This window comes from Nafulsella turpanensis ZLM-10, from assembly GCF_000346615.1.
Classification (GTDB): Bacteria; Bacteroidota; Bacteroidia; order Cytophagales; family Cyclobacteriaceae; genus Nafulsella; species Nafulsella turpanensis.
On sequence record NZ_ANNU01000012.1, the window covers coordinates 21506 to 33900 of the forward strand.

General features: G+C 44.6%; 9 protein-coding genes. 2 read left to right on the forward strand and 7 right to left on the reverse strand.

Translation table 11 applies throughout. The features are described from left to right. Positions 1-120: 120 nt before the first annotated feature. The 5 genes from thrS to F752_RS0105900 form a co-directional block, all read right to left on the reverse strand. A complete protein-coding gene (thrS, locus tag F752_RS0105880; RefSeq protein ID WP_017730806.1) occupies positions 121-2061 on the reverse strand; it encodes a threonine--tRNA ligase in 1941 nt (646 codons plus the stop codon). A gap of 21 nt (positions 2062-2082) precedes the next feature. After that, entirely contained in the window at positions 2083-3207 is a 1125-nt protein-coding gene (locus F752_RS0105885) for a tetratricopeptide repeat protein (RefSeq protein ID WP_017730807.1), read from the reverse strand. Positions 3208-3444: 237 nt separating this feature from the next. After that, a complete protein-coding gene (locus F752_RS0105890; RefSeq protein ID WP_017730808.1) occupies positions 3445-4965 on the reverse strand; it encodes a SpoVR family protein in 1521 nt (506 codons plus the stop codon). 13 nt (positions 4966-4978) lie between these two features. After that, positions 4979-6244: a YeaH/YhbH family protein gene (locus tag F752_RS0105895; protein ID WP_017730809.1), complete on the reverse strand. Its 1266-nt coding sequence runs from the start codon at positions 6242-6244 to the stop codon at positions 4979-4981. 119 nt (positions 6245-6363) lie between these two features. Continuing rightward, positions 6364-8292, reverse strand: coding sequence for a PrkA family serine protein kinase (locus tag F752_RS0105900; RefSeq protein WP_017730810.1), 1929 nt, complete (start codon positions 8290-8292; stop codon positions 6364-6366). A 632-nt stretch (positions 8293-8924) separates the two neighbouring features. On the opposite strand from F752_RS0105900, the gene F752_RS0105905 reads away from it, so the two are divergent. Further along, positions 8925-9821 (forward strand): sulfotransferase domain-containing protein, encoded by an 897-nt coding sequence (locus tag F752_RS0105905; RefSeq protein ID WP_017730811.1) that lies wholly within the window; start codon positions 8925-8927, stop codon positions 9819-9821. A gap of 4 nt (positions 9822-9825) precedes the next feature. On the opposite strand, the gene F752_RS0105910 is transcribed toward F752_RS0105905, so the two are convergent. Continuing rightward, positions 9826-10299: a hypothetical protein gene (locus F752_RS0105910; protein ID WP_017730812.1), complete on the reverse strand. Its 474-nt coding sequence runs from the start codon at positions 10297-10299 to the stop codon at positions 9826-9828. 161 nt (positions 10300-10460) lie between these two features. Between F752_RS0105910 and F752_RS0105915 the strand changes: the two genes are divergently transcribed. Further along, positions 10461-11735 (forward strand): chloride channel protein, encoded by a 1275-nt coding sequence (locus tag F752_RS0105915; RefSeq protein WP_026135554.1) that lies wholly within the window; start codon positions 10461-10463, stop codon positions 11733-11735. Positions 11736-11864: 129 nt separating this feature from the next. Here the strand turns inward: F752_RS0105915 and F752_RS0105920 are convergent, their stop codons facing one another. Beyond that, positions 11865-12224: a hypothetical protein gene (locus F752_RS0105920; RefSeq protein WP_152425047.1), complete on the reverse strand. Its 360-nt coding sequence runs from the start codon at positions 12222-12224 to the stop codon at positions 11865-11867. Positions 12225-12395 lie beyond the last annotated feature (171 nt).

Here is a 12395-nt window from a genome sequence, read left to right on the forward strand (position 1 = left end):
CTTTTTAAGTTAAACCAATGTTATTAAAGTTATAAAATGGCTGAGCCCAAATAATGTTGCAAATATAAAGATAATTTTTTTCTAAACTATATGCTTTGCTAATTTAGTAAATACTGGCTATCAGCCCATCATTTCCTCCACTTTTTGCTTAAAATCTGCAGCAAAATCAGTCACGGAAAGGCTTCCCTGGTCCCCTTCGCCATGTTTACGGACCGACACCTTTCCTTCTTCCTGCTCTTTCTCTCCTACAATAAGCATATAAGGCACCTTCCGTACTTCCGCATCGCGAATCTTCCGGCCAATTTTCTCATCACGGTTATCGACAAAGCCGCGGATATCCTGTTGCTGCAGTTGCTGATAAACCTGGTTTGCATAATCAGCATATTTCTCCGAAATAGGCAGCACGGCTATTTGTTCCGGCGAAAGCCACAGCGGGAAGTTCCCGGCACAGTGCTCAATAAGCACTGCCACAAAGCGCTCCAGCGAACCAAATGGCGCACGGTGAATCATTACCGGGCGATGCTTCTGGTTATCGGACCCGGTATACTCCAGCTCAAAACGATTCGGGAGCTGGTAATCGACCTGAATAGTACCCAACTGCCACTTCCGGCCGAGGGCATCCTTAACCATAAAGTCCAGCTTGGGACCATAAAAGGCCGCTTCGCCCAGTTCGGTTACTGTTCTTAAACCCTTTTCGGAGGCTGCTTCAATAATAGCTGTTTCGGCACGCTCCCAGGCCTCATCTCCGCCAATATATTTTTGTTTGTTCTCCGGATCGCGCAGTGAAATCTGGGCGGTATAGTCATCGAAGCCCAGGGCGTTAAACACATGCAGCACCAGGTCAATCACTTTTATAAACTCTTCCTTCACCTGGTCGGGGCGGCAAAAAATATGGGCATCGTCCTGCGTAAATCCTCTAACGCGGGTAAGACCGTGTAACTCTCCACTCTGCTCGTAGCGATATACCGTACCAAACTCTGCCAGGCGAACCGGCAATTCTTTATAGCTACGGGGCTTAGCCTTGTAAATTTCGCAATGGTGCGGACAGTTCATCGGCTTCAGAAAGAACTCCTCTCCTTCGTTCGGCGTTTTTATCGGCTGAAAAGAATCTGCGCCATATTTTTCGTAGTGGCCGCTGGTTATGTACAGGTTTTTATGGCCAATATGTGGTGTCACCACCGGATCGTACCCAGCTTTAGCCTGTGCTTTCCTGAGGAACTGCTCCAGCCGCTCCCGAAGCATGGTACCTTTTGGCAGCCACAAAGGAAGGCCCATTCCCACTTTTTCGGAAAAAGTAAAGAGCTCAAGCTCCTTACCCAGCTTCCGGTGGTCGCGTTTTTTTGCCTCCTCCAACATCTCCAGATATTCAGTCAGCTCCTTTTGCTTAGGAAAAGTAATACCATAGATACGGGTTAGCTGCTTGTTCTTTTCATTCCCTCTCCAGTAGGCACCTGCCACATTCAACAGCTTAACCGATTTAATAAAACCAGTATGAGGGATATGGGGGCCACGGCAAAGATCTGTAAAAGCACCCTGCTCATAGAAGGTGATGTTTCCATCCTCCAAGTCCTGCAGCAATTCTATTTTATATTCGTCGCCTTTCTCCTCAAAGTATTGGAGGGCATCTTTTTTACTGATTTCGCGACGACTGTATTCATTCTTTTGCCTGGCCAGCTCCAGCATTTTCTGCTCGATCTTTTCCAGTTCTTCAGCACCAAATTCCCGGTCGCCAAAGTCCACATCGTAGTAAAAGCCGCTTTCAATGGAAGGCCCTATACCAAATTTAACACCGGGATACAAAGCTTCCAGGGCCTCGGCCAACAGGTGGGCTGAAGAGTGCCAGAAAGTAGCCTTTCCTTCCGTATCATTCCAGGTGAGCAGCTGTATGGAGGTATCCTGGTTAATAGGCCGGGTAGCATCCCACACCTCATTACCGACTTTTGCTGCTAATACATTTCTGGCAAGCCCCTCGCTAATGCTCTGGGCAATCTGAAAGCCAGTTGTTCCCTTTGGATATTCTCTTACACTCCCGTCGGGCAAAGTAATTTTCATCTGGTCCATGAAAAAAATACGGTTACTAATTTAAAACTTCTGATTTCTTAATTTAGGCTCAATCATTACCGGCTGTGGCAGGCTCTCTTCCTTTGCCTCCTGCTGCTTCCGGTAAATATAAGCCAGCTTTTGCTCCAACTCTCCTAACGCCTTCTGAGCTTCCTGATAACTGGTATCTATGAGTAAGGCATTTTTAAACTGGTCGCGGGCGGTATAATACATCCTTTTTCTATCATACACCTGCCCCATCAGCAAAAATGCTTCCTTACTCTGCGCCTCTATCTTTAGCGCCCTGTTCAGAAAATAAAGAGCCGAATCGTAGGTGTAACTCTTGTAATGAAGCTCCGCCAGTTTGTAGTTGAGCGCAAAGTTAACAGAATCTTGCTGTAAATAGCTATTCAGCATATTTTTTGCCTGATCTTCCTTTCCTGCCCGCAGGAGCACATCGGCCTTTTTCGCCAGCAGAGATACTTCAGGCTTCTTCAACAGGTGCAGGCTGCTGTCAAGGTAAGCAACGGCTTCTCCATATTTCTTGTCGGCTACCGAAATATCGGCAAGGGCTTCATACACCTCCGGCCCTGCTTCTATTTTAGGCAGGTTGGCAAGTATAAATTCCCTTGCTCTTGCAGTATCGGACAGCTGCAAATAAAGCCGGCCTTTCCTGAATACATAATTGCTATTACTCGGAGAGCTCTCCAGCGCCTTGTTCAAATAACTTAAGGCTACGGTATGTTCTCCTTTTTTATTGTAAATAAGCGCCAGCAGTTGATGTAGCTCGGCAGTCTGGTCTCCTAACTGCACTGCCTTCAGGGCATTTTCTTCTGCCCGACCGAGCTTATCCTGTTTGGCAAACACACGCGCCAGCCCTTTAAAGTAGCTGGCATTTAATGAATCGAATTTAATGGCGTTTTTGTACTGAAGAATAGCATTATCCGGCTGCCCCAGCTGCTCCAGCACCACCGCTTTTTTAAAGAAGGCATCTGCATTTCGGGGGTAGTTTTCAATTTCCTCATCCAGGGCTACCAATGCCTGCTGGTAAAAGCCTGCGTTGAGGTGCGGGAGCTCATGAATTTCATCGCGCGACACCTCCTGCCCACAGGAAGAAAGGCCGGCACTTAAAAGCACAAGCCATGCTATTTGAAGAAGATATTTCATTCTCTTATAAAAACTGTTCGGAACAGATAGTTCATTCCTTTTTTAGGAAAGTAAAATTACATCATTATTCTGATTTGTAAGCGGATTCAGGTACCTATTTGATAGGCCTGGAACTACAGGAGAACAATTTATATCCCTGAAAAGAAAAGGCAGCCCCAATAAAAAAGGCCTCAGAAATGAGACCTTTTATCTACGGATCCTATTGGCTTATCCTATGCTTTATCTTCGGGTATTCCTTCAGGCACACTCAAACGACTGCTCATTAACTCCTAATTTATTTTTGGAGTGCAGTGCTACCGGAAATCCCCACAGGTACCGAATTTGCTCCAGCGTTTTTTTGGTGTTTTCAGATTCTAGTTTTCGCTCATTCTGGATATAATGGGTAAGGTAAAGGGTATTGGTAGCATGTCTGTCAACCCCTGTTACCTGAATGTTAGGAATAAGGTTGGAGCGGTCGTACTGCTGGCTGAGCTGCTCCCGCAGTCTCCGGTAGCCCCGCTCATTATGGATAGCGCTGATTTCATACTCTTTTTTTCGTTCCTCATCAGCAATGGAAAACAGCTTCATGTCGCGCATTACCTTAGGAGAAAGATACTGTAGGATAAAACTATCGTCCCTGAAGTTCTCCATCACAAAATGTAGCTGTTCAAGCCAGTCTTTCCCAATCAAAGCGGGAAACCATTCCTTATCTTCAGCGGTTGGCTCTTCGCAAATTCGCTTTATATCCATAAAGATGTTGAAACCAAGAGTGTAAGGGTTAAGGCCGGAGAAGTACTTGCTGTTGTACTCAGGCTGGTACAGCACTCCGCTATGACTCTTGATAAACTCCAGCATAAAGCCATCATTAACATAGCCTTCGTCGTACATTTTATTGATGATATGGTAATGGGTAAAGGTGGCAAAGCCTTCGTTCATAACCTTGGTTGCACCCTGCGGGTAAAAGTACTGACTTACCTTCCGGACAATTCTTACAATTTCCCGCTTCCAGTCAGCCAGAGCCGGTGCGTTCTTTTCAATAAAATAAAGGATGTTTTCTTCGGGTTCCTGCAGCATTTTCTTTGCCCGCTGCTGCTTACCACCATTATCCTGTGCATTAGCTGCAGCAGGAAGAGTCCTTAAAAGCTCATTGTAATTCTCCCGCTTAATACTGGTTAGTTTCCGGAGCCTTTCATTCTCTTCGCGGGGCGAAAGTTTCGATGGTTTTTTGTATTTATCCACTCCATAATTCATAAGGGCATGCGCTGCATCGAGCACCCTCTCTACCTCTTCCCAACCGTACTCCTCTTCACATTTAAGGATGTAATCCCTGGCAAAACCCATGTAGTCTACAATGGAGTCGGCAGAGGTCCAGTCAAGGAACATATAATTATTGGCGAAAAAGGCATTATGCCCCTGGCAGGCATGGGCAATTACAAGCACCATCATACAGGTGGAGTTATTCTCCATGTTATAGCTGATGCAGGGATTAGAATTAATGACCATTTCATACGAAAGTCCCATTCGGCCCTTGGTATAATTGTGCTGGTTCATCACAAAGTCCTTCCCGAATTTCCAGTGCGGATAAGAGGTCGGAAGGCCTATTAAAGAATAGGCATCCAGCATCTGCTCGGAAGTAACAATTTCTATCTGGTTCGGATAGGTTTTTAGCTTCAGGTATTCCTTACCAATCCTGGAGGTAATTTCATCGGCTGCCTCCAGGGTCTGATAATCCCAGTTAGGGTTGCAAAACAGGGCCTTATATTTATCTTTTTGCTGCATAGTTTTCTCCTCTTTACACTTCGCTCATCTCACTCTTTTTTCTGAACAATTCCCGGAATACCGGCCAGATTTGATGTACTTCATGAATATTCCGCATGGAGAAATTCGACTCACTTCTCAGCTCTTTATAAGCCTGCCACAGGTCACCTTCTCCCCCGCTGTTAATTTCGATATAGGCCATGTACTGTACTGCCGACAAAATTTCTCCCTGCAGGAGACGACGACAGTTTAATGCATCTTCCCGCGACCACACATCACCATCTGAAGCCTGACAGCAGTAGATATTCCAGCGCTCATCGTACCGCTCCCGCATAATCTTCTGCATTAGCTCCAGCGAAGGAGCCACCACCGTACCCCCACTTTCGCGGGAGTGAAAGAACTCCTCTTCATTTACTTCTTTGGCCTGGGTGTGGTGCCTGATAAATACCAGCTCCACCTCCTTATACTGCTTGGTGAGGAAAATATAGAGTAGGGTAAAGAAACGCTTGGCAATATCTTTTTCGTGCTGGCCCATAGAGGCCGATACGTCCATGATGCAAAACATAACAGCCGAAGTAACAGGCGTAGGTACTCTTTCAAAATTGTTGTAGCGGAGGTCAACATCCTCGAAGAAAGGAATAGTCTTCGACTGTTTCACCACCTTCTCAATTTCCGCTTCCAGCGCCACTTTATCCTCATCATTTTTGCTGGCTACAAGCTTTGCCTGCAGCAACTTCAGCTTCTGCTCAAAAGCACCTTTTAAGGCCAGCTGCCGCCCCAGTGATTGCTGGAAACTGCTTTTAATGTTGAGACGGGATGGAACACTGTCTTTGGTATAGCCGGTCCGTTTCATCTGGTAAGTAACCGTACTTTCCATATACTTCTTCACCATATTCGGCAGGGCCAGGTCATCGAAGAAATATTTCAGAAACTCCTCCCGCGAAAGCACAACGGTAAATTCATCTTCTGTAACTTCGGGGCTGTTCGAGCCTTTTCCACGACCACCACCTCCCCCGCCACCTTCAGGCTTAGGAATCTTATCTCCTTCATTAAAGCGATCATTCCCGGGCTTCACAATCTGCTTTTTCCCTGATTGTCCGTCGTGCCGGAAGCTAGGCTCATCGATACCTTTTACCGGCACCTTTACCTTCCCCCCCGACTGGCTATCGGTAATACTTTCCTGGCTGATAATATCGGGAATGGCTTTTTTTATCTGGTCCTCGACTCTACGAAGAAACTTTTGCCGGTTATTGGTTGACTTTCCTTTACTATTCTTTCTTCTGTCTATAATATTGCTCATACAAAGAATTTTGAATGGTTGATTGAGTGAATGATAGAATAGTGAAATCTGAAATTCATCTGGACAGGTTCCTGTCTTATTCCATCATTCACTCATTCTATCATTCATTCATTTCTTTTTTACGCCAGTGTTTTTCGCACCCGCATAAACCAGTCGACCAGTATCCTGATTTGCTTATCGGTATAGCCTCGCTGCTTCATTCGTTTGGTAAAATCCTGATGCTTTTTCTCGTCTTCTTCATTGGATTTGACATTGAAGGAAACAACCGGAAGGAGGTCTTCCGTATTGGTGAAGATTTTCTTTTCGATCACATTTTTAATCTTCTCATATGAATCCCAACGCGGATTTTTACCTCCGTTATTGGCTTTATACCTGAGGGTAAAATTGGTGACCTCTGCCCGGAAATCTTTTGGATTGGCAATACCCGCAGGCTTTTCAATTTTCTCCAGCTCTTCATTCAGGATAGCCCGATCTAAAACCTCCCCTGAGTCCGGGTCGCGGTAATCATTATTCTGCATCCAGTGGTCGGCATAAATCACATATTTTTCAAAGATATTCTGCCCATAGGAGCCGTATGATTCGATATAAGCCTTTTGTATCTCGTCCGAGATAAACTCTGCATACTTATTCACCAGCAAAGACTTAATCAGGTTTAGGTATTTATTTTCTGTTTCTGGCGGCAGCATCATTTTAATCACCTCCTGTTCCAGTACATAAAGCAGGTGCACCGGGTTAGCAGCAATTTCTTCGCTATCGAAGTTGAAAACTTTGGACAGAATTTTAAATGCAAAGCGGGTGGAAATTCCCTGCATCCCTTCATTAATACCGGCCTCGTCGCGGTACTCCTGTATAGACTTGGCATTGGGGTCAGTTTCTTTCAAGGTCTCTCCATTGTATACCCGCATTTTGGAGTAGATGCTGGAGTTCTCCGGCTCCTTCAGGCGTGACATCACCGAAAATTCTGCCAGCAGCTCCAGCGTTTTAGGAGCGCAGGGGGCTTCGCTCAGGGAGCTTTCTTCAATTAGCTTCTCGTAAATTTTAATCTCTTCGCTTACCCGCAGGCAATAAGGCACCTGTACTTTATAAATACGGTCAAGGAAAGCTTCATTCTTTTTGTCGTTTGTAAATTTGGCCCATTCCGACTCATTGGAGTGCGCCAGAATTATTCCATCGAAAGGGATCGCACCAATCGGCTCTGTTCCTTTGTAGTTCTTTTCCTGGGTAGCCGTGAGCAGCGGGTTCAGCACCTTTATGGGCGCTTTAAACATCTCTACAAATTCCAGCACGCCCTGGTTTGCGAGGCACAAGCCCCCTGTATAGGAGTAAGCATCGGGGTCGCTCTGCTGGAACTCGGCCAGTTTTCGAATATCGACCTTTCCCACAAGGGTAGAAATATCCTGGTTATTCTCATCGCCCGGCTCCGTTTTGGCAACCGCAATCTGGTCCTGTATGGAAGGGAATAGTTTCACCACTTTAAATCGGTTAACATCTCCGTCGAACTCTCGTAAGCGCTTAGAAGCCCAGGGGCTCATGCAAATAGGTATATAGCGAACAGGGATGTTATACTCTTCCTCCAGCTCCTTTTTATAATCAGCAAATAAGCCCAGCGGGCTTTCATAAACCGGACTAATCTGGTCTCCTGCTTTAAGCACATAAATAGGATTTTGCTGAATGAGGTGCTTGATTTTTTCAGCTAAGGAGCTTTTGCCTCCACCTACAGGTCCCATCAGGTAAAGGATTTGTTTTTTCTCCTCCAGCCCCTGGGCAGAATGTCTGAAGTAAGAAACAATCTGCTCAATTGTACTTTCCATGCCATAGAAGTCTTTAAAGGCAGGGTATACTTTTATCTTTTTATTGGAAAAGATTCTGCTTAGAACAGGATCTTCCCTGGTGTCAATAAAATTCGGTTCCCCTATTGCCTGCAGTATCCGTTCCGCAGGTTTGGCATAAGCCTGCTGGTTTTTTTTGCATTCCTCCAGGTATTCCGAAACCGTCATTTCATTGGTGGAAGCACTGTAATTCGTTTTAATTTTGTCAAGGATGCTCATAAGCTATTTTTTGTTTTGATTTAGCCCTCCTTATGGTCAGGTGATTCTTTATTTCTGCACGAAAAGAGGAACTACACTTCAACTACTTAATTTTGTTTTTATGACTAAATACCATATTTACACTTATTTAAATCTACTAAATAGATTGTTAAAATCCGTATAATCAACGTTTAACCATATAATATTTTTGCCCCGTTTCTTCAGTAACAGGAAGCTGTTCCATAAAATTCCTTTCAGAAATCTTTCAACGGTCAGGACATGTAATAACAGAAGCTAATGTTTCCTTCTTTCTTTACCGAAAAGAATAAAAATGACTTGTAAAAGCGCTGAAATCATCTAAAAACAGGTCTTTTTCAAAGCTTAAAGAACATCCTGCCAAAAATTTTCCCCTCTGATTTTTTTAACATTTTTTTTCTCTCACGTAGGGAATACAAGTTACACAGACAAATTTCCGGCACCCCCTGCGGATAAAAAAAGCAGCAGCCATCAAGCTTTGAGTAGAAAAGTCAAAAGGAGCCACACAGAACCTGTTCTTCACAAATTCCCCTCCTGCCATAACTTTTCCTGCTTATTTAGTCTTTAAAGAGTAGCGCAAGAGGATTTCCTCTTTTTTCACCAATAAAATTATAGACATGAAAATTCTGCAGGGCGGTGTTCCTAAGTGCGGAAACTTTTGGCTTTACCAGATTATTCAGCAGGTTTTAAAAAGGAGTGGTCGCGATGCTCCAAGCTTTATAGAAAAGCAGCCAATCTTTTCTTTAGCAAAAGAGTGGGATTTAAATTTTCCTGAACAGGCACGGATAGATGTCCTTGAAATTACAGACTTGCAGGATCGATATCGTATCAGCAGCGTCTTTAATATGCCTATTGATAGCATTGAAGACTATGTGGCAAAAACAAGGCACGTTTGGACACATTCACCGGTATGCAAAAGGAGTGGTGAGGTTTTTAGTTTATTCGATAAGAAGGTTTATATAATCCGTGACCCGCGGGACAGGGCTCTTTCAGCAGCTAAATACTACTGCTCTCCTTATATGCTGAAGTACTTTCCGCAGGAAGAAACTGAGCCACAGCGTTTTTTAGAAAAGAACTTCGATAAGCTCATGCAGGAATGGGTATGGCACGTGTGGGACCATCTTCGCCTGGCAAAGGGGCACAATATACACATTACCTTTTTCGAAGGCTTTAAAATGGATTTCCCCCAGGAGCTGGAAAGGCTGCTAAACTACCTTTGCATAGAATTAAGTGAAGCACAAAAGAAAGAACTGGAAGAAGCTGTAAGCTTTAAAACCCTCCAGAAAAAGAACCCGAAACACCTTAGAAAGGGCAGCTCAGGTTATTGGATGGAACAATTAAGCGACGAGCAACTGGAAAAAGCCAATATTATCGCCGGCCCTCTGCTCCGTTACCTTCATTATCCTGAAGATCGAAACCAGCCAATGGGTTTTTCATACCCATCGCAAAAGGAGGATTTTGAAAAGCTCAGGCAGGAGATTATCCAATCTCAGCAGTTGCTGTACCAGGAGTAGAAGTTTACCACACTCCCAATTGACGACCGATGGCTTTTACCTGGCCTATGGTGTAGGCATTATGGTGAAAAGTCGTCATAGCTGCCCATGAGAGGGTTTTACCATTCCCATACACTTTGTGCAAATCAGTTTCCCGATCTTCCACTATCGCAATCATTCTTGACACATCTTTCTCGAAACGGGCAATGCCCTCTTTCCATTGCTGCTCACTTTCGGGCACAGGATTATCGGGCCAGTAAGCACCGGGCCATACCTCCTGCTCATTTTCCGGATCTTCCATAAACCGAAGAAGCACCCTTTGCCGATGGCGCATATGCTCCAGCAGGCTCCAGGCAGAAAAAGGCAGCCCATCGAGCACAATACCAGTTTTATCGAAATGAAATTCCCTCAGTAAAATTACTACCGGCGCAAAACCACCTCTTAACAGTTCCACTAAATGCTCCCTGTGCAATTGTTCAGTATCCTGATTGCTAATCATTTTTTATTTTTCTTATCCCTGTTTCTTTCATTTTATAAAAGCAGCAGCCTCTCCTTTTTGTTTGTAAAGATTAATCCGTGACTTCCTTTAGGCATCAAAACCTCTTTCTCTTTGCCTCTCCTATAATTCCCCTTATCTTTGCGGCTTCGAAAAAAAATTTCATGAAGGAATATAAGCAAAAAAGACAGTACCTCGAGATTAGAAACAGGGTGTACGAAAAACTGGAGCTCAATCCGTTTGTTTTAAGCCGGCAGTTTCTGTTCTGGGTAATCATCGGACTTATTGGCGGTGCAATTGCGGCTGTTTACTGGATAGCTCTTGAATATGTTCTGCATTTTAGTATGCTTCTGTCTGGCTGGGTTTTAATCCCCCTGATGACAGGAGCCGGCCTCCTGGTAGGGCTAATTATCCACTGGATTGGCGACCCGGGCGAGATGGACCTGATTGTAAACAACATCCGGTTCAAAGGCGGGCGGTTAGATCCAAAGAATAACCCATCCATGCTGCTCTCTTCCTTTGTTGGGATTGCAGCCGGGAGTAGTATTGGCCCGGAGGCACCCCTGGTACAGGTGACAGGCTCTACCGGCACCTGGCTAGCCCGTAAACTGCGGTTAAAAGGAGAAGACCTACGCTCCCTCACCATTGCCGGCATGGCGTCCGGCTTTACCGCTCTGTTTGGCGCCCCACTAGGCTCGGGCTTTTTTGCGCTTGAAATTCTGCATCATCGCCATATGGTAGAGTTTTACCAGGCTCTAATTCCGGCCTTTGTTTCAAGCTGTGCGGCTTACCTGATATTTGTGTTACTAACGCAAATCGGCTATGAACCCACCTGGCTGTTCCAGGAATATATTTATACAGGCCCTTCAGACTTTCTTTGGGCAGCCGGTGCCGGCGTGATTGGCGCGGCGGCAGGTTGGCTGTTTATCATCTTTTTCCGCTTCTCTAAAAGCCAGTTTTCAAGGGTTAAAAAAATCTATATTAAAACTACTCTTGGGGGGCTTATTATGGGAGTGGTATTTACTTTTTTACCTATTACCCGTTTTTTTGGCCATTATAGTATAAATGAGCTCATCAATACCGAATTTACCATTGGAATGCTGGTGCTCATTTTCCTCCTTAAAATTGTGGTAACAGCGGTTTCGGCCACAGCAGGATGGCGAGGAGGATTTATTATTCCGCTCTTCTTTATTGGCGCCACCCTGGGCCAGCTGGTGGTAAATATTTTCCCTGAACTAAATGCCGGCCTTATAATGATTAGCTGCATGGCAGCCGTAAATGCCTGTGTTACCAGAACCCCCATCAGCACCATTATTCTGCTCACCACCATGACTGGATTCCACGGTACCATTCCAATCATGTTCGCTAGTTTAAGTGGCTTTTTTCTGGCGCCAAAAACTCCTCTAATAGCTTCACAACTGAGACAAGAAAAGCATTAACAGGCTACCAAGTGGATGTTAAGGTTCTCATACAGGACCCCTTACAAAAAAAGAGGCTGCCCCAGGATTTCTCCGGGGCAGCTTCAATTATCTGTAATTTATAAAGAGGATTTTTAGCCTTTATGGGCTTTATTTTTTTGAATAGTAGTAATGCTGATTATCGATACTCAGTAAAAATTCGCTTTTCTTTAACCAGGCCTTAAGTTCTTCGCTCTGCTGCATTTCTTCTTTAGTATAACTGCCACTAAAGAGCAGTTCATCTGAATGATTGTAGATGTTGATGACAATACGGTCGTTAAACATAAATGGCGAAGAAAAATCAAAATCAAATTCGCCATCGTTCACCGGCTCTGTTACTTTGGCTTTATGAGAGCTGGTGTCAGCATCAATGTGGTCTAAAGCGCCAGCCTGGGCGGAAGGCACACCTCCAAAAAGAAGGAGGGCTGAAAAAATAAGACCAAGTCCGAGGGTGTTGCGAAGGGTTTTCATAATCTTTGTAATTAAATGATGATGTTTGATTATAGTGTGTTCTAATTGTGTGCCAAAATAAAAATAGGCCCTGAGTGCATTTAAATCCATTTTACCTTTTCTAAAAGTGTCCGTTTTCGAACATTGGTGTCCGGGCTCGCACAACCTGGATTTTCATTTTTAAACTTCTTC

What these genes read in the sequence shown, in the direction of transcription:
- thrS (WP_017730806.1), bottom strand. Translation starts at nt 2,061, where the DNA reads ATGGACCAGATGAAAATTACTTTGCCCGACGGGAGTGTAAGAGAATAT.
- F752_RS0105885 (WP_017730807.1), bottom strand. Translation starts at nt 3,207, where the DNA reads ATGAAATATCTTCTTCAAATAGCATGGCTTGTGCTTTTAAGTGCCGGC.
- F752_RS0105890 (WP_017730808.1), bottom strand. Translation starts at nt 4,965, where the DNA reads ATGCAGCAAAAAGATAAATATAAGGCCCTGTTTTGCAACCCTAACTGG.
- F752_RS0105895 (WP_017730809.1), bottom strand. Translation starts at nt 6,244, where the DNA reads ATGAGCAATATTATAGACAGAAGAAAGAATAGTAAAGGAAAGTCAACC.
- F752_RS0105900 (WP_017730810.1), bottom strand. Translation starts at nt 8,292, where the DNA reads ATGAGCATCCTTGACAAAATTAAAACGAATTACAGTGCTTCCACCAAT.
- F752_RS0105905 (WP_017730811.1), top strand. Translation starts at nt 8,925, where the DNA reads ATGAAAATTCTGCAGGGCGGTGTTCCTAAGTGCGGAAACTTTTGGCTT.
- F752_RS0105910 (WP_017730812.1), bottom strand. Translation starts at nt 10,299, where the DNA reads ATGATTAGCAATCAGGATACTGAACAATTGCACAGGGAGCATTTAGTG.
- F752_RS0105915 (WP_026135554.1), top strand. Translation starts at nt 10,461, where the DNA reads ATGAAGGAATATAAGCAAAAAAGACAGTACCTCGAGATTAGAAACAGG.
- F752_RS0105920 (WP_152425047.1), bottom strand. Translation starts at nt 12,224, where the DNA reads ATGAAAACCCTTCGCAACACCCTCGGACTTGGTCTTATTTTTTCAGCC.